The following is a 17,442-nucleotide window of genomic DNA, read 5'->3' as shown; positions in this document are numbered from 1 at the left end:
CACAAGGGAGCAAATTGCATGCCAGTGCCCCAGCATGGGTTTTTTGCCCCAAATTCACGCTTTCACAGGACGAAAGCGCCATAAAGGCGAAAATCTCGCCCTTTAATGTAGCGTCTTAAATCAAAAATGACCCGTTTTGGTGCAAGTGAAACCTTCTGCATATTAACTGGTTAAACCTTGAGCAATTTCCGCTATAATCCGCGCCCCCCTTTTTCGGCTGGCCCTGCGCGCGCTGTTTTCATGAAACTAATCGTAAAAGTCTTCCCCGAGATCACCATCAAAAGCCGCCCTGTCCGGATGCGTTTCATCCGCCAGCTGGCCAAGAACATCCGCGCCGTGCTCCGCGATCTGGACCCGGCCGTGGTGGTGAACGGTGTGTGGGACAATCTCGAGCTGGAAACCCGTGTTACCGACCCCAAAGCCTTGAAAGAGATGGGCGAGCGCCTGACTTGCACTCCGGGTGTCGCGCACTTTCTGCAGATCGACGAGTACCCGCTGGGCGACTTCGACGACATCACCGAGAAGTGCAAACAGCACTACGGCGATGTGCTGGCCGGGAAGATTTTCTCGGTGCGCTGCAAGCGTGCAGGCAAGCATCCGTTCAGCTCGATGGACGTTGAAAAATACGTCGGCAGCAAGCTGCGTCGTGAGTGCGGTGCGGCCGGAATCGACCTCAAAGACCCGCAAATCGAAGTTCGCATCGAAGTTCGCGACCAACGGTTGTTTGTCATTCACAGCCAGCACAACGGCATCGGCGGATATCCGCTCGGCGCCCTGGAGCAGACGCTGGTATTGATGTCCGGCGGCTTTGACTCGACGGTTGCCGCGTACCAGATCATGCGCCGCGGCCTGATGGCGCATTTCTGCTTCTTCAATCTGGGCGGGCGTGCCCACGAATTGGGCGTGATGGAAGTCGCGCATTTCATCTGGAAGAAGTACGGCAGCTCGCAACGCGTGCTATTTGTCAGTGTTCCGTTCGAAGAAGTGTTGGGCGAAATTCTCGGCAAAGTCGATAACAGTCATATGGGCGTCGTATTGAAGCGTATGATGTTGCGCGCATCGTCGGCCATCGCCGATCGGCTGCACATCGACGCGCTGGTCACCGGCGAAGCGATTTCCCAGGTATCGAGCCAGACGCTGCCGAACCTGTCGGTGATCGACTGTGTGACCGACAAGCTGGTCCTGCGCCCACTGATCGTTGCGCACAAGCAGGACATCATCGACACGGCCAACGAGATCGGCACCGCCGATTTCGCCCGGCACATGCCGGAGTACTGCGGGGTCATCTCGGTCAATCCGAAGACCGCCGCCAAGCGCCACCGTGTTGAGCACGAAGAGAAAGAATTCGACATGGCGGTTCTCGAGCGTGCGCTCGAAAACGCCAAACTGGTGTCGATCGATCGGGTGATCGACGAATTGGGCCAGGATTTGCAAATCGAAGAAGTCGGCGAAGCGCTGGCCGGTCAGATCGTCATCGACATCCGTCACCCGGATGCGGCCGAGGATGACCCGCTGGAAATCGCCGGCATAGAAGTACAGACGATGCCGTTCTATGCAGTGAACGCTCGTTTCAAGGAGCTGGATCCGACTCGCCAGTACCTGCTGTATTGCGACAAAGGCGTGATGAGTCGCCTGCATGCTCACCATTTGCTCAGTGAGGGGCATGCCAATGTGCGCGTTTATCGACCGAGCTAAGTGCCCGGGGCTGTTTGCCTGTGGCCTGCGTCACCGGCCCCCCGACACTGCCGTCAAGCTGTAACGGCCATGCCGGACACTACTGTTAATCGCTGCCAAGACTTGTCAGCAAACCGAATCCTCTGATCGAGATACACAAGTGATCGAAAATCTACGTAACATCGCCATCATTGCCCACGTTGACCATGGTAAGACCACCCTGGTAGACAAACTCCTGCGTCAATCCGGCACCCTGGAGCGCAACGAGCTCAACGACGAGCGCGTGATGGACTCCAACGACCAGGAAAAAGAGCGCGGTATTACCATTCTGGCGAAAAACACCGCCATCAACTGGAACGGCTACCACATCAACATCGTGGACACCCCGGGCCACGCCGACTTCGGCGGCGAAGTAGAACGCGTAATGTCGATGGTTGACTCCGTTCTGCTGCTGGTTGACGCTCAAGACGGCCCTATGCCGCAAACCCGTTTCGTGACCAAGAAGGCGTTCGAAGCCGGCCTGCGTCCAATCGTGGTGATCAACAAGGTTGACCGTCCAGGCGCGCGTCCGGACTGGGTTCTGGACCAGATCTTCGATCTGTTCGACAACCTCGGTGCTACCGAAGAACAACTGGACTTCCAGGTTGTTTACGCTTCGGCCCTGAACGGCATCGCCGGTCTGGACCACACCGCCATGGCGGAAGACATGACCCCGCTGTACCAAGCGGTAGTCGACCACGTTCCGCCTCCGGCCGTTGACCGTGACGGTCCGTTCCAGATGCAGATCTCCGCTCTGGACTACAACAGCTTCCTGGGTGTTATCGGTGTTGGCCGTATCGCTCGTGGTCGCGTCAAGCCGAACACCCCGGTTGTCGCTATCAGCGCCGACGGCAAGCGCCGCAACGGTCGTATCCTGAAGCTGATGGGTCACCACGGTCTGCACCGCATTGACGTTGAAGAAGCAGCGGCCGGCGACATCGTCTGCATCAGCGGCTTCGACGAGCTGTTCATCTCCGACACCCTGTGCGATATCAACACCGTCGAGGCGATGAAGCCGCTGACCGTTGACGAGCCAACCGTTTCCATGACCTTCCAGGTAAACGACTCGCCATTCTGCGGTAAAGAAGGCAAGTTCGTGACCTCCCGTAACATCAAGGATCGTCTGGACAAAGAGCTGCTGTACAACGTTGCACTGCGCGTTGAAGAAGGCGACTCGGCTGACAAGTTCAAGGTTTCCGGCCGTGGTGAGCTGCACCTCTCGGTACTGATCGAAACCATGCGTCGCGAAGGCTTCGAGCTGGCTCTGGGCCGTCCTGAAGTGATCATCCGTGAAGTTGACGGCGTGAAGCAGGAACCGTTCGAAAACGTCACCATCGACATCCCTGAAGAATCGCAGGGCAAGGTCATGGAAGAGATGGGTCTGCGTAAGGGCGACCTGAGCAACATGGTGCCGGATGGCAAGGGCCGTGTTCGTCTGGAATACAACATCCCTGCTCGCGGTCTGATCGGTTTCCGTAACCAGTTCCTGACCCTGACCAACGGTGCTGGCATCCTGACCTCGATCTTCGACCGTTACGCACCAGTGAAGTCGGGCCACATGTCCGGCCGTCAGAACGGCGTTCTGGTTTCGGTTGAAACCGGCAAGGCACTGACCTACTCGCTGGAAACCCTGCAGGCTCGTGGCAAGCTGTTCGTAGAACACGGCCAGGAGATCTACAACGGTCAAATCGTTGGTCAGAACAGCCGCGACAACGACCTGGGTGTGAACCCTACCAAAGGCAAGAAGCTCGACAACATGCGTGCTTCGGGTAAAGACGAAACCATCGCTCTGGTACCACCTGTTCGCTTCACTCTGGAACAGGCTCTGGAATACATCCAGGAAGACGAGCTGTGCGAAGTCACGCCTAAGTCCATCCGTCTTCGCAAGAAGATCCTGGACGAAAGCGAGCGTACCCGCGCTGCCAAGAAAGCCAAGGCGTAATTTAGCCCGAGCTTGAAAAAACGCCCCCGGTCGCAAGACCGGGGGCGTTTTTGTTTGTCCGGGATTTAACCGAGACGGGGGCGGTGTTTGTGCTGGCCGCTTCGCGAGCAAGCCCGCTCCCACAGTAGATCTCGGTGAACACAAATCTTGTGTACGCCATAGTTCCCTGTGGGAGCGGGCTTGCTCGCGAAGGCGGCCTGACAGGCGCCGAAAATTTCAGGAACGATCAGAACTTCTCGATCGACCGCGAGTTCTGCACTCGCTCCACTTCTTTGGGCTTGTACGCGCAATACCCCGGACGCGGGCCGATTTTCGGGTGGTTACGGCAGGTGTCCGGGCGCTTGTCATAAATGGTGCACAGGCGCGATTTACGATCCAGGTAGTAGCAATCGTTGTTGCTCATGCGCTGCAGGGTGAAGATCCCCGACTTCTGGTTGAAGCGTTCGACCAGCCCTTCCTTTTGCAGGCGCTTGGCGATGTTCTTCGGCGGATCGCCCAGCTCGAACTCGTCGACCACGCCGATGCGCACCAGATCCTTGATCTTGACCTCGACCGGCAGCGTGCAGCAGCTGGAGATACAAGAACCGCACATCGGGGCCGAATATTTGGCCCACGTATCGAGACGATCGATCTCGGCGGCGGCAATCAGGTTGGGCTTCATCATCGGGAGTTACCAGGCGTGTGCATCAGGGCGCGCGATCATACCGGGACTGGTGGATTTTTGAACAACCTTTCGCCAGATTTTTTCATCGCCCGCCAAAATTGGCGCTTAACCCGGCACGGGCCATGCATCGATCAGCGTGCTCGCCAAGGTTATGCCGGGTGATCTCACACTCTCAAGAAAAACTGCCGAACCAGAGCCGCCAGCGTCGGTCAGACCGTCTAGGCTCAGACAATTCCCCGCTCGCTCGAGGTCCTATCGATGACTCAAGAACCACTAGTTCGCGAAGCAGAGGTGGCCGCATTCCGCGATGCCGTCCTGACCAAGCTCACCTATGCAGTGGGCAAAGACCCGGATCACGCCTTCGACCATGACTGGTTCGAAGCCATTGCCCTGGCGGCGCGCGACCACATGGTCGAGCACTGGATGGACCACACCCGGCAGATCTACCGCAAAGGCCAGAAGCGGGTGTATTACCTCTCGCTGGAATTTCTCATCGGTCGTTTGCTCTACGACAGCCTGAGCAACCTTGGCCTGCTCGACGTCGCCCGTGAAGCGCTGACTGAACTCGGTGTCGATCTGGAACGGATCCGCCTGCTGGAGCCGGATGCGGCACTCGGCAACGGCGGCCTCGGGCGTCTGGCGGCGTGCTTCATGGAAAGCATGTCGACCCTCGGCATCGCCGGGCACGGATACGGCATTCGCTACGAACACGGTCTGTTCCGTCAGGCCATCGTCGATGGCTGGCAGCAGGAACAGACCGAGCACTGGCTGGATTTCGGCAACCCGTGGGAGTTCGAACGTCCGGAAGTGGTGTACTCGATCGGCTTCGGCGGCAGCGTCGAAACCGTGACCGATGCGAGCGGCAAGACCAAACAGGTCTGGTCGCCTGCGGAAACCGTGCGGGCGATTGCCTATGACACGCCAGTGGTCGGCTGGCGCGGCGCGAGCGTCAACACCCTGCGCCTGTGGCGCGCCCGGGCGATGGAAGATCTGCACTTGGAGCGCTTCAACGCCGGTGACCACTTGGGCGCCGTCGCCGAAGTCGCCCGGGCTGAAAGCATTTCCCGGGTTCTCTATCCGGCCGACAGCACCGAAGCCGGGCAAGAGCTGCGTCTGCGTCAGGAGTATTTCTTCGTCGCCGCTTCGCTGCAGGATTTGCTGCGCCGCCATCGCAACATGCACACCTCGGTGCTGACCCTGGGCGATCACGCGGCGATCCAGCTCAACGACACCCACCCCTCGATTGCCGTCGCCGAATTGATGCGCCAACTGGTCGACGTCTACGACGTGGCCTGGGATGCGGCGTGGCAAGTCACCGTCGACACCCTGTCGTACACCAACCACACGCTGCTGCCGGAGGCGCTGGAAACCTGGCCGGTGGGCCTGATGGAGCGCATGCTGCCGCGGCACATGCAGATCATTTATCTGATCAACGCCCAGCACATCGACTCGCTGCGGGCCAAAGGCATTCACGATTTCGACGTGCTGCGCGCAGTATCGCTGATCGAAGAGGACAACGGTCGCCGGGTGCGCATGGGCAACCTCGCGTTCCTCGGTTCGCACAGCGTCAACGGCGTATCGGGGCTGCACACGCAGTTGATGCGCAAGACTGTATTTGCCGAACTGCACAAGCTCTACCCCGAGCGGATCAACAACAAAACCAACGGCATCACCTTCCGCCGCTGGCTGTTCCAGGCCAACTCCGAGCTGACCTCGATGCTGGTCGACTCCCTCGGCCCGGAGGTGTTGGATAACCCGGAAGAGCGCTTGCTCGATCTGGAACCGTTCGCCGAAAAACCCGCCTTCCGCAAAGCCTTCGCCGAACAACGCCTGCACAGCAAAAAGGCCCTGGCCTACCTGATTCACGAGCGGCTGGGGATCGCGGTCAATCCGGCGGCGATGTTCGACGTGCAGGTCAAACGGATCCACGAATACAAGCGTCAGTTGCTCAACCTGATGCACACCGTGGCGCTGTATCAGGCGATCCGCGCCGAGCCGGAAACCGACTGGGTGCCGCGAGTGAAAATTTTCGCCGGTAAAGCGGCAGCGAGTTATCACCAGGCCAAGCTGATCATCAAACTGACCAACGACATCGCCCGGGTGGTGAACAACGACCCGACCGTACGCGGCTTGCTGAAAGTGGTGTTCCTGCCCAACTACAACGTCAGCCTGGCGGAGAGCATCATTCCGGCGGCGGACTTGTCCGAGCAGATTTCCACGGCCGGTTTCGAGGCCTCGGGCACCAGCAACATGAAGTTCGGCCTCAATGGCGCACTGACCATCGGCACCCTCGACGGCGCCAACGTGGAAATGTGCGAGCGCATCGGCGCCGAGCACATGTTCATCTTCGGCCTCAGTGCGCAGCAGGTCGAAGCGCGTAAACAGAACCACGAGTTCAGCGCCGCACCGGATATCGCTGCGTCCCATCGTCTGAACGATGTGCTGCAAGCGATCCGTAGTGGTGTGTTTTCGCCGGACGACACGTCGCGCTACACCGGGCTGATCGATTCGCTGGTGGACTACGACCGCTTCCTGGTCTGCGCCGACTTCGACTCGTACTGGGAAGCGCAGATGCGCGTCGATGCGCACTGGCACGATTCCAACAACTGGTGGCGTTCGGCAGTGCTCAACACGGCGCGCATGGGCTGGTTCTCCTCAGACCGGACGATTCGTGAATACGCCACCGATATCTGGAAAGCGCTGGAGTAATCTTTCGCAACAAATGTGCGCAAGGCCCAGCGTTTGTTGGGCCGGATCGATATACTGAGCGCCGGTTACCGAATGTGTCAGTTAGCACAAGACCCCCTTGTGGGAGCGGGCTTGCTCGCGAAGGCGTTGTATCAGTCAATTGGATATCGACTGACACAACGCCTTCGCGAGCAAGTCGAATCGTCGCACCGCCGCTCCCACATTGGATTTTGCCTAGACTGAAGCGACTGTCGGGATTGCCCCGCCTTGGGGCTGCTTAGGGATATCGACCATGCAATGGATGTTCATGTTGATCGGGCTATTGCTCGGCTGGCTGCTCGACGAGTCGTTCAGTGATGCACTGCTGGGTGCGCTGCTCGGACTGGCGATTGGGCAAACGCTGCGCATCGCCCAGCTCGGCAGGCAGACTGCGGAGCAACAGCGCCAACTTGAACAGACGAAGGTGGCCTTGCAAGGCGTCGCGCAGCGCCTGTATCTGCTGGAAGGCTCGCCCTCTCACGCGGTGCCAGCGGCAAGCGCGGAACCGGTCAGCGAGCCTGCCATCGTCGCCGAACAAGCACCCGCCGACGCGCCGGATCTGGTCTGGGAACTGCCACCCGAGCTCGAACCGATCACCGTCACTGCCAGCGAAACCAGTCAGCCACTGCCGGCCGATGTCTGGCATCTGGACGCCGTCACTGCCGAGCCATCGCCCCCCGCACAACCTGCCGAACCCCGTGGCCCGAACCTGATCGAGCGTGGCATCCGCGCTGCGCGCAACTGGCTGTTCGGCGGCAACACCGTGCTGCGGGTCGGTGTGGTGCTGCTGTTTTTCGGTCTGGCCTTCCTGCTGCGTTACGCCACCGAAGGCATGGTGGTGCCGATCGAATTGCGTTACGCCAGCGTCGCGGCGGCGGCGTTGGCCCTGCTGGCGCTGGGCTGGTGGCTGCGTACGCGCAACAGCAGTTATGCGCTGATCCTGCAAGGCACCGGGATCGCGGTGCTGTACCTGACGGTGTTTGCGGCGATGCGTCTGCATCCGCTGCTCGATCCGTCCGCTGCGCTGGGTCTGCTGGTGGCGGTCACGGTGTTCTCGGCGATTCTCGCCATCACTCAGGATGCTCTTGGACTGGCCGCCGCCGCCGCGCTTGGCGGTTTCGCCGCACCGATCCTGACCTCGACCGGGGAGGGCAACCATGTCGCGTTGTTCAGCTATTTCGCGCTGCTCAATGCCGGCATTCTTGCCATTGCGTGGTTCAAGGCCTGGCGCCTGCTCAACCTGATCGGGTTCGTCGGCACGTTCGGTATCGGCTTCGCCTGGGGCCTGCGTTCCTACGCCCCGGAGCTGCTGTGGAGCACCGAGCCGTTCCTGATCCTGTTCTTCCTGATGTATCTGGCCATCGGCCTGCTGTTCGCCCGGCGCAAGTTGCTCGACATGCCCGATGCGCCAGCGGACGGCGATCGCGAGGCGCTGCTCCAGTGGTCGGCGCGCAAGGGCGACTACGTTGACGGCACGATGTTGTTCGGCCCGCCGATCGTGGGCTTCGGCTTGCAGTTTGCGCTGGTGCAGCACCTGGAGTTCGCCGCCGCGTTCAGCGCACTCGCACTGGGCGTGATCTATATGGGGCTGGCCCGGGTGTTGATGGGCGGCCGCGCATTGCTGCTCGGTGAAACCTGTCTGGCGCTGGGGGTGATTTTCGCCAGTCTGGCGATCCCGCTGGGCCTCGATGCGCGCTGGACTTCGGCGGCGTGGGCAGTGGAGGGCGCGGGGATTTTCTGGCTCGGCCTGCGTCAGCATCGGCCGTTCGCCCGGGCGTTTGCCTTGCTGCTGCAACTGGGTTCGGCATTGGCGTTCCTCAGTCAATTGCGGATCGGCGAAAGCAGTCTGCTCGACGGCGCACCGTTGGGCGCATTGATGCTCGGCATCGCGTTGCTGTTCAGTTTCTATCAGTTGCGCAAAGCGCAGGTCGAACACACTTCGGCGTGGGAGCGCCAGGGCCTGCCGGTGCTGGCGGCACTGGGCCTGACGTTCCTGTACTTGTTGGCGCCGCTGTTTTTCTTGGTTCAGGCGACCGCGATCAGTTGGGCCTTGGCCGGGCTGGTGACCTTGTTTGTCGGCCTGCGCCTGCAATCGCGCACGTTCCTGTTCACCGCGTTCGCCGTGCAGTTGCTCGGCGGCGCGCTGTTCCTGTTGCGCCTGCAAGGCGCGGGCGAGGATTCGGCGGCCGTATTCAGTGCCGGTTGGAGCGGTTTGCTCAGCGCATCGCTGATCGGTCTGGCGTTGATCGCCGGCATGCTGCTGGCGGCGCGCGACGAGATGGTGCGCGGCGATGTGCGGCTGCTGCGTGGCTTGTCGGTGGTGTTGCTGGCGGGGTTGGTGCTGATCAATCTGGCGGTGCTGTTCGTGCTGCCGTGGCAAACCGCGAGTGCGGTCTGGGCGGCCAGCGGTCTGTTGATCATCTGGCTCAGCCTCTACCTCAAACAGCGCGTGAGTTTTTTCTTTGGGCTGTTGTTGCAGTTGATCGGCGGCACGGCGTTTTTGCTCGCCGGCCCCGCGTTGCTCGGGCCGCTGTCCAGCGAAGGTCTGCGGCCGCTGGCCCATGGCGGCTTCTGGACGCCGCTGGTGCTGGGGTTGGCCGCGCTGGTCGGTGCCTGGCGCCTGCAATTGGGCAATCATGCCTCGGCCTTCGATGCGCTGAGTTTGCAACGCCTGTCCGAAGTGCTGCTGGTGTGGGGCGCCGGTTGGTGGGCGTTGGCGTGGGTCAGTGAGGTGCTGCGTTTTGCGCCGCTGAATTTGCAGGCGACGCTGTTGCTGCTGGTCGCTGCGCTGAGTGTGGCGTTGTGGACGCTGTTGGCGCTGCGCCTGAAATGGCCGGCGCTGGGCCTGCTCTGCACCTTGCTGATTCCGGCGGCGGGGCTGGTGTTGCTGGCGGCGTGGCATGCGCGTTATCACCCAGCGGCGAATTTCGGTTGGCTGGCGTGGGTATTGGTGTTCGCCGTGCATTTTTTCAGCCTGCGGCGTCTGGCGCCGATGCTGCCGGCTCGGGCCTTGAGCACTGCGCATGTGCTGGGTTGCTGGCTGCTGATCGGCGTGCTGGCGCTGGAGCTGCGCTACGGTCTGCTGCTGTTGTCCGAGCAATACAACGCCTGGCGCTGGCTGGGCTGGGCGATCCTGCCGAGCCTGTATCTGCTGTTGGCGGCGGCTCCGCGCAACTGGCCGTGGCCGGTGGCAGCGTTCCCTCGCGAATATCGTTTGTACGCTGCCGCGCCGCTGGCAGTGCTGATGCTGGCGTGGTTCTGGCTGGCCAACGGTGTCAGCGACGGCAACGCCGAACCGCTGCCGTATGTGCCGCTGATCAACCCGCTGGAACTGGGCCTGCTGTTCGCCCTGTTCGGGGTTTACGTGTGGTCGCGTCATGCGGTGACGCAGTTTGCCCTGCGCAAGGATTACGCCGAGTACGCCACGCAACTGGTCGCCGGTGTTTCGCTGTTCGCCTTCTGCACCGCGCTGGTGACCCGCGCCGCACACCATTGGGCGGGGATTCCGTTCGAGCTGGATCTGCTGCTCGAATCGATGCTGGTGCAGGCCGGGTTGTCCATCGTCTGGACCCTGATGGCGTTGGGTCTGATGATCGGCGGGCATCTGCGCCATCGTCGTGAAGTGTGGCTGATCGGCGCGGCGCTGATTGCGCTGGTGGTGGCCAAACTGATTTTTGTCGAATTGAGTAACCGTGGCGGCCTCGCCCGGATCGTCTCGTTTATCGGCGTCGGTGTGTTGCTGCTGGTGGTGGGCTACTTTGCACCGCTGCCACCGAAACGCGCCGAAGCCGAACCGGCGGCGGACAAACCCGTCCCGGACACCGAAGGAGTTTCATCTTGAGTCGCATGCTGAATCTGGGGTGGTTGGCGCTGGGTGTGGTGATGACTGCCGGCGCCCTGGAAAAACCGGCGGACTTCGCCACGCAGGTGCCGCTGGCGGTGAGTGGCAACGGTCCGTGGTATCGCCTCGACCTGCCGTTGAGCGCGCAATTGCAGGCACGCCAGACCGATCTCAGCGACCTGCGCATATTCAACGCTGCCGGTGAACCGCAAGCCTACGCCCTGGCCCGCGAATCGGCGCAGACCCGCGACGACGGGCAGTTGCATGAGGTGAAGTGGTTCCCGCTGTACAACGCCGCCGATGCCAGTGAGCGTGCGCCGAACGTGCGCGTGCAATCGACCACCACCGGCACATTGGTTGAAGTGCAGCCGTCGACTCAACTGGAGGCCGGCGAAGAAGTGCTGCGTGGCTGGCTGCTCGATGCCAGTGCGATCAAGGCGCCGCTGCAGCAGCTTATTCTCGACTGGACCAGCGAGCGTGACGGCTTCCAGCGCTTCAGCATCGAGGCCAGTGATGACTTGCAGCATTGGCAGGCGTGGGGTGAGGGGCAGGTGGCACGGCTGACCTTTTCCGACGAGCGCATCGAACAGCATGAGGTCGCGCTGCCGGGGCAATCGGCACGCTATCTGCGCCTGTTGTGGGAGGCGCCGACGTCGGCGCCGATCCTGACTTCGGCACAATTGAAAAGCAGCGATCCACGCAACGTGCCGCTGCCGTTGGTCTGGTCGCAAGCGCTGGCGGGCAACAGCACCAAGTCCGGTGAGTACACCTGGCAGTTGCCGATGGGCCTGAATGTCGAGCGGGTGCAGGTCGAGCTGAAGCAGCCGAATAGTCTGGCGCCGGTGACGCTCGCGGGCCGCCGCGAAAGCAGCCTGCCGTGGCAGACACTGAGCAACGGCTTGCTGTATCGCCTGACCCAGAACGGTCAGGACGTGGTGCAAAACGAATTGCAGTTGTACGGGCAGACTGTGCAGCAGCTGAAACTGAGCGTGGATGAGCGTGGCGGCGGTCTGGGTGAGCAGGCACCGAGCCTGAAGTACGCGGTGCGGGCGACCCAGGTGATTTTCCTTGCGCGTGGTGAAGGGCCGTACAGTCTGGCGCTGGGCAATCCGACGGTGAAAACCGCGAACCTGCCGCTGAGCACGCTGATTCCGGATTTCAAACCGGAAAAACTCGCGACGCTGGGCAAGGCAACGGTGCAGGGCGCAGTGGTCACCACGCAGGTGGCGAGCAGTGAGGCGGCGGCGATGCCGGAGACCAACTGGAAGAAGATCGGCCTGTGGGCGGTGTTGCTGGTGAGCGTGGTGTTCCTCGGGGCGATGGCGGCGAGTCTGTTGCGCAAGCCACCGACCAATTCCTGAGCATGGCTGGCGCTGCGCGCCATTCGCGAGCAAGCCCGCTCCCACATTGATCGCGTCCAGCAGGGCTACTCGGTCAACTGTGGGAGCGGGCTTGCTCGCGAAGGCGGCCGATCGGCCAACAAGAATTTCAGATCGGTCGCGGATCCGCATGCACCACCCGTCCCGTTTCGAACTACGCTGAATGCGGTGCCTGAACTCTCTCGACCCGTTCACGTCTGATGGAAGCAATTGCGCCCCAATGCACGTTACCGGGCGTCATCGCTCGCTACGTTTTCAGACTCCCTGTAAACTGCGCGGGTTTTTAGCCCCCCATTCCACCGGAGCCGTCCATGTCCCGCGTTACCCTGAGTCGCTATTTGATTGAGCAGACCCGCAGCAATAACACTCCTGCCGATCTGCGCTTCCTGATCGAAGTGGTGGCGCGTGCTTGCAAAGAGATCAGCCACGCCGTGTCCAAAGGCGCCCTGGGTGGTGTTCTGGGCAGCATGGGCACTGAAAACGTCCAAGGCGAAGTGCAGAAGAAACTCGACGTGCTGTCGAACGAAATCCTGCTCGAAGCCAACGAATGGGGCGGTCACCTGGCCGGCATGGCGTCCGAAGAAATGGACAATGCCTACCAGATCCCGGGCAAATACCCGAAAGGCGCCTACCTGCTGGTATTCGACCCACTGGACGGCTCGTCGAACATCGACATCAACGCCCCGGTCGGCACCATTTTCTCGGTACTGCGTTGCCCGAACGAATACCTGAGCCAGAACGAAGCGCTGAACGAAAAAGCCTTCCTGCAGCCAGGCACCCAGCAGGTTGCTGCCGGTTACGCGATCTACGGCCCGCAGACCATGTTGGTACTGACCCTGGGCGACGGCGTCAAAGGCTTCACCCTGGACCGCGAAATGGGCAGCTTCGTGCTGACCCACGAAGACATCACCATTCCTGAAACCACCCAGGAATTCGCGATCAACATGTCCAACCAGCGCCACTGGGAAGCCCCGGTACAACGCTACGTCAGCGAACTGCTGGCTGGCGAAGAAGGCCCGCTGAAGAAGAACTACAACATGCGCTGGGTCGCCGCGATGGTGGCCGACGTACACCGCATCCTGACCCGTGGCGGTCTGTTCATGTACCCACGCGACAGCCGTGAGCCATCCAAGCCCGGCAAACTGCGTCTGATGTACGAAGCCAACCCGATGTCGTTCCTGGTGGAACAGGCCGGCGGCGCGTCCACCGACGGTCACCAGCGCATCCTCGACATTCAGCCGGAAGGCCTGCACCAGCGTGTAGCGGTATTCCTCGGTTCGAAAGAAGAAGTCGCCCGCGCCACGGCTTACCACAAGGAATAAGCCATGAACGCGCCCTGGCAGCCGTTGCTCGACTGGTGGTTCGGACACGCCGAATCACCGGACGAGATATCGGCTGACAAGGGCAAGTTGTGGTTCGGCAAGAAAGACAGCCAAGACCTCGAAGCGCGTGAGCGTTTCGGGGTCTTTGTCGATCAGGCTCTCGCTGGCGAATTGACCGAGTGGACGCAACGTCCCGAAGGTTGGCTGGCGCTGGTGCTGCTGCTTGATCAACTGCCGCGCATGATCTTTCGCGACACGCCCAAAGCATTCTCGGGTGATCTGCGTGCGCAGAAACTTGTCGCCCAAGGCATTGCGGCGGACTTCGACCGGCAACTGAAGCCGATCCAGCGGGTATTCATTTATCTGGTGTTCGAACACTGCGAAAACCTCGCGGTGCAGAACGAAGCCGTTTCGCGCTTTATCGCTCTGCTGGCCGAACAGCCGGAAGCCGAGCGGGCGGTGTTTGCCGACAATCTGGACTATGCCGAGCGGCATCGGAAAGTGATTGCGCGGTTTGGAAGGTTTCCGCATCGCAATGCGGTGTTGGGGCGGGAGTCTACGGCTGAGGAGTTGGCGTTTCTCAGTCAGCCTGGGTCACGGTTCTGATTTGTTGAGTTCAAGGATTGCCGTTCAACAGCCTCTTCATCAAAAGTGAAGGCAGGCTTTTTCTTGAGTCGACAATGATATGAACGAAGACGGTTTTTTCTCTGACTTCATAAATGACTCGGTTCATCCCGGAAATGATTTGTCGGTATTGACCAAGGTTGAGCTTCTCGATTTCCTCGGGGATTGAACCGGAATAAGGAAGGTCTGCGAGACCAAGAATGGCGTTCTTGAGGTTAGCGTAGGTACTCTGCCACGTCTGACTCGAGGACTGTTTGATAAGGTAGGTCCGGAGTTCTTTGAGATCTGTCTGTGCGGACTGAAGAATAACGACCTTCAAACTCATTGATGGTCGGCCCTGTCCACGTCCGCGAAAACATCCTCAGCGTCTCGATACTTGCCTTCCTCAATCTCCCGATTGCCCATTGCCAATAGCTTCAGCAAAGCCATTGTGTCTTCCTGCTCCTCAAAGCTTTTCACGTCCATAACTACAAGCTTGGCTTCACCATTTTGGGTGATGATCAATGGCTCACGGCTTTCAGTGATCGACTTGACGATCTCCGCTGTATGACTTTTGAGGTAGCTGATCGGTTTGATTTGCGATGAAAGCTTCATGGTTGAGTCTCGCCAAATTGAACAGGACTGAGTTTAGTCTTAATTCAGTCCTGCGTCATTGCGAGCTGACCAGCGTATTTCAACTCAAAATTCAATCGTCGCTAACGCCGTCATCGCCAGCAGGCTGCCTCCCAAAGGAGATCTGTGTCGTTCACAAAAACCTGTGGGAGCGAGCCTGCTCGCGAGAGGCCAGTGGCCGCGCCTTAGATCCTGAAGCTGCCTACCAGCTGCTTCAACCGTGCCGCCTGCTGCTCCAGATCCGAGCAAGCCCGCAAGGTCGCCTGCAGGTTCTCCACACCTTCCTGGTTCAGCGTGTTGATCTCGTTGATGTCGACGTTGATCGACTCGACCACCGCGGTCTGCTCTTCGGTCGCGGTAGCCACCGACTGGTTCATGCCGTCGATCTCGCCGATGCGTTGGGTCACGCTGCCCAGACGTTCGCCGGCCTGGTTGGCGATGCCGACGCTGCTTTCGCTCTCGCGCTGGCTCTCGGTCATGATGCTGACTGCCTGGCGTGCGCCGACCTGCAGTTCTTCGATCATCTTCTGCACTTGCTGCGCCGAATCCTGGGTACGGTGTGCGAGGTTGCGTACTTCGTCAGCAACTACGGCGAAACCACGGCCAGCCTCACCGGCGCGGGCCGCTTCGATCGCGGCGTTGAGCGCCAGCAGGTTGGTCTGTTGCGAGATGCTGGTGATCACTTCCAGAATCTGCCCGATGTTCACCGTGTTGCTGTTGAGGGTTTCGATGTTGCCGCAGGAGTCGCTGATTTTTGCCGACAGCTGCTGCATGGCCTGAATGGTTTTATCCACAACCTGCTGGCCGTCGACCGCCAGGCTGCGCGCGTCGCTCGAATGCTGCGAGGCGAGCGCGGCGTTCTGAGCGATTTCCTGAGCGGCGGCGCCGAGCTGGTTGATCGCGGCGGCCACACTGTTGGTACGGCTGGCCTGCTGATCGGAGTTGTACATCGACGAATTCGACGCGGCGACCACGCGCAGGGCGACTTCGTTGACTTGGCCGGTGGCCGAGGACACTTCGCGGATCGAGGTGTGAATACGCTCGACGAAGCGGTTGAACGACAGGCCCAGCGCGCCGAACTCGTCATGGCCGTGGATCACCAGACGTTTGGTCAGGTCGCCTTCACCTTCGGCGATGTCGTGCATGGCGCGACCCATGGTCAGCAGCGGCTGCATCAGCACGCGGATCAGCATGCCGAGCAGGGCGATGATGATCACCACCGCGATCACCATGGCGATCAGCGCCGAGGTGCGGAATTCGCTGAGCATCGAGAACGCGGTGTCTTTGTCCAGCACCAGCGCCACGTACCAGTCAGCCGATGGCACGCCGTTGACGCGGGTGAACGAGATCAGTTGGGTCTTGCCGTCGAATTCGACTTCTTTCAGGCCCGGGCTGACTTTCGGTGCGCCGTTGGGATAGGCCTCGGCGAGGGTCTTCAGGACCAGTTTGCTGTCCGGGTGAATCAGGATCTTGCCATCGGCGCTGACGATGAACGCATGGCCGTGGCCACCGAAATTCAGCGAGTTGATGATTGCGCTGACGCTGGTCAGATCGATATCCGCGCCGGCCACACCGATCATCTGGCCCTGACGCTGCACCGGGGTGGCGACGGTGATCACCAGTTTGCCCGACGACGCGGCGATGTAGGGTTCGGTGACGATGGTCTGCTGCGCGCTGTTGGCTGCCTTGTACCAGCCACGGGCGCGCGGGTCGTAGTCCGGCGCGCGGTTGCCGGCGGGCACCGAGAACATCACGCCGTCAGCGCCGCCGAAGTAGCTGAGCTGGAAATTGCCGGTGTAGGCGGGCAGGTCGATGATGCGCTTGAGGCTGGCCGGGGCGCTGCCGTCGGCGGCGACCTGCTGCGACAGCGATTGCAGCAACTGGATACGGCTTTCCAGCCAGGTCTGGATGTTGCTGGTGGTCAGGCTGCCCAGTTCCTGCATCGAGGCTTCGGTGCTGCTGCTCAGGGCTTCGCGTTGTCGATAGTCGTTGAACAAAATGAAACAGGCGAATGCAACGGCCACCACAAGGGCGGCAGCCAACAAGATCTTGTGGCTGAATTTCATGTTTCTGGTCATCGAATGAACTACCGCGAAGGGGCTGGTCGAGAAAGGGCGGCAATTTGCCACACTCGGGGGCTTTGCGCTGCTCTTATTTCGGCCTCGGCGCGCCAAAGATTAGGGGGCTTTTGTGAAAAGCGACGAAATGCTCAGAAGCCCTGCAAAGTGTCTGATTTATCGGCAAAAGCCAGACGAGCGGAGCAATAAATAGCCATTTCTGAAGGGAACCAGATGAGGGTTTTCTCTTCTAAGCTTCTGGTTGGCCCCATGCCATCCCCCTTCCGCTCCAGGAGTTACTTCATGTCGCTGCGATCTATCGCCCTTCTGACCTTTTGCGTGCTGCTCGCCGCATGCAGCAAGGTCAATCAGGAAAACTACTCGAAACTGTCGGCCGGCATGGCCAAGGCCGAAGTCGAGACGTTGCTCGGCAAACCTACCGACTGCTCGGGCGCGCTCGGCATGTCCAGTTGCACCTGGGGCGACAAGAACAGCTTTATCAGCGTGCAGTACGCCGGTGACAAAGTGCTGATGTTTTCCGGCCAAGGCCTGAAGTAAACC

General features: G+C 60.5%; 12 protein-coding genes and 1 pseudogene. 8 read left to right on the top strand and 5 right to left on the bottom strand.

What is annotated here, in order from left to right; translation table 11 throughout:
- Window positions 1-240: 240 nt before the first annotated feature.
- Together thiI and typA are read left to right on the top strand one after the other, a co-directional pair.
- Window positions 241-1,695 (top strand): tRNA uracil 4-sulfurtransferase ThiI, encoded by a 1,455-nt coding sequence (gene thiI / locus AC27VU_RS07695; protein ID WP_003220790.1) that lies wholly within the window; start codon window positions 241-243, stop codon window positions 1,693-1,695.
- A gap of 139 nt (window positions 1,696-1,834) precedes the next feature.
- Window positions 1,835-3,655 (top strand): translational GTPase TypA, encoded by a 1,821-nt coding sequence (gene typA, locus AC27VU_RS07690; RefSeq protein ID WP_003220792.1) that lies wholly within the window; start codon window positions 1,835-1,837, stop codon window positions 3,653-3,655.
- A gap of 226 nt (window positions 3,656-3,881) precedes the next feature.
- Here the strand turns inward: typA and AC27VU_RS07685 are convergent, their stop codons facing one another.
- Window positions 3,882-4,319 carry a YkgJ family cysteine cluster protein gene (locus AC27VU_RS07685; RefSeq protein ID WP_045122258.1) on the bottom strand — a complete coding sequence of 146 codons (438 nt, stop codon included), beginning with the start codon at window positions 4,317-4,319 and terminating at the stop codon, window positions 3,882-3,884.
- 258 nt (window positions 4,320-4,577) lie between these two features.
- Here AC27VU_RS07685 and AC27VU_RS07680 point away from each other — a divergent pair, with 258 nt between their 5' ends.
- The 5 genes from AC27VU_RS07680 to AC27VU_RS07660 all read left to right on the top strand — a co-directional run bounded on the left by AC27VU_RS07680 (window position 4,578) and on the right by AC27VU_RS07660 (window position 14,194).
- Window positions 4,578-7,028: a glycogen/starch/alpha-glucan phosphorylase gene (locus AC27VU_RS07680; protein WP_003220794.1), complete on the top strand. Its 2,451-nt coding sequence runs from the start codon at window positions 4,578-4,580 to the stop codon at window positions 7,026-7,028.
- 271 nt (window positions 7,029-7,299) lie between these two features.
- Window positions 7,300-10,887, top strand: coding sequence for a DUF2339 domain-containing protein (locus AC27VU_RS07675; RefSeq protein ID WP_488723810.1), 3,588 nt, complete (start codon window positions 7,300-7,302; stop codon window positions 10,885-10,887).
- On the top strand, window positions 10,884-12,248 hold the full coding sequence (locus AC27VU_RS07670) for a DUF3999 domain-containing protein (RefSeq protein ID WP_488723809.1): 1,365 nt from the start codon (window positions 10,884-10,886) through the stop codon (window positions 12,246-12,248). Before AC27VU_RS07675 ends, AC27VU_RS07670 begins: the two co-directional genes overlap by 4 nt.
- A 329-nt stretch (window positions 12,249-12,577) precedes the next feature.
- Window positions 12,578-13,588: a class 1 fructose-bisphosphatase gene (locus AC27VU_RS07665; RefSeq protein WP_003220797.1), complete on the top strand. Its 1,011-nt coding sequence runs from the start codon at window positions 12,578-12,580 to the stop codon at window positions 13,586-13,588.
- Between the two features lie 3 nt (window positions 13,589-13,591).
- Complete coding sequence (locus AC27VU_RS07660) at window positions 13,592-14,194, top strand: DUF924 family protein (RefSeq protein WP_488723808.1); 603 nt, start codon at window positions 13,592-13,594, stop codon at window positions 14,192-14,194.
- A gap of 10 nt (window positions 14,195-14,204) precedes the next feature.
- Here the strand turns inward: AC27VU_RS07660 and AC27VU_RS07655 are convergent, their stop codons facing one another.
- From AC27VU_RS07655 to AC27VU_RS07640, 4 genes and pseudogenes are all read right to left on the bottom strand, one after another.
- Window positions 14,205-14,537, bottom strand: coding sequence for a type II toxin-antitoxin system RelE/ParE family toxin (locus AC27VU_RS07655; RefSeq protein WP_003220799.1), 333 nt, complete (start codon window positions 14,535-14,537; stop codon window positions 14,205-14,207).
- Entirely contained in the window at window positions 14,534-14,806 is a 273-nt protein-coding gene (locus AC27VU_RS07650; protein ID WP_488723807.1) for a type II toxin-antitoxin system Phd/YefM family antitoxin, read from the bottom strand. The genes AC27VU_RS07655 and AC27VU_RS07650 overlap by 4 nt, the downstream gene beginning before the upstream one ends.
- A gap of 203 nt (window positions 14,807-15,009) precedes the next feature.
- On the bottom strand, window positions 15,010-15,774 hold the full coding sequence (locus tag AC27VU_RS07645; RefSeq protein ID WP_371920137.1) for a methyl-accepting chemotaxis protein: 765 nt from the start codon (window positions 15,772-15,774) through the stop codon (window positions 15,010-15,012).
- 93 nt (window positions 15,775-15,867) lie between these two features.
- Window positions 15,868-16,890: pseudogene (locus tag AC27VU_RS07640) on the bottom strand (cache domain-containing sensor histidine kinase); the annotation flags it as partial.
- A 294-nt stretch (window positions 16,891-17,184) separates the two neighbouring features.
- On the opposite strand from AC27VU_RS07640, the gene AC27VU_RS07635 reads away from it, so the two are divergent.
- Entirely contained in the window at window positions 17,185-17,439 is a 255-nt protein-coding gene (locus AC27VU_RS07635) for a hypothetical protein (RefSeq protein WP_003220802.1), read from the top strand.
- Window positions 17,440-17,442: the final 3 nt, after the last annotated feature.

Source organism: Pseudomonas sp. 14P5.3.2 (assembly GCF_057799175.1).
This window is presented reverse-complemented; position numbering and strand designations above follow the sequence as displayed.

Excerpts from the sequence above, each read along its gene's own strand:
- AC27VU_RS07655 (WP_003220799.1), bottom strand. The coding sequence starts at position 14,537 with ATGAGTTTGAAGGTCGTTATTCTTCAGTCCGCACAGACAGATCTCAAA.
- AC27VU_RS07650 (WP_488723807.1), bottom strand. The coding sequence starts at position 14,806 with ATGAAGCTTTCATCGCAAATCAAACCGATCAGCTACCTCAAAAGTCAT.
- thiI (WP_003220790.1), top strand. The coding sequence starts at position 241 with ATGAAACTAATCGTAAAAGTCTTCCCCGAGATCACCATCAAAAGCCGC.
- AC27VU_RS07635 (WP_003220802.1), top strand. The coding sequence starts at position 17,185 with ATGTCGCTGCGATCTATCGCCCTTCTGACCTTTTGCGTGCTGCTCGCC.
- AC27VU_RS07645 (WP_371920137.1), bottom strand. The coding sequence starts at position 15,774 with ATGTACAACTCCGATCAGCAGGCCAGCCGTACCAACAGTGTGGCCGCC.
- AC27VU_RS07680 (WP_003220794.1), top strand. The coding sequence starts at position 4,578 with ATGACTCAAGAACCACTAGTTCGCGAAGCAGAGGTGGCCGCATTCCGC.
- AC27VU_RS07685 (WP_045122258.1), bottom strand. The coding sequence starts at position 4,319 with ATGATGAAGCCCAACCTGATTGCCGCCGCCGAGATCGATCGTCTCGAT.
- AC27VU_RS07665 (WP_003220797.1), top strand. The coding sequence starts at position 12,578 with ATGTCCCGCGTTACCCTGAGTCGCTATTTGATTGAGCAGACCCGCAGC.
- AC27VU_RS07675 (WP_488723810.1), top strand. The coding sequence starts at position 7,300 with ATGCAATGGATGTTCATGTTGATCGGGCTATTGCTCGGCTGGCTGCTC.
- AC27VU_RS07660 (WP_488723808.1), top strand. The coding sequence starts at position 13,592 with ATGAACGCGCCCTGGCAGCCGTTGCTCGACTGGTGGTTCGGACACGCC.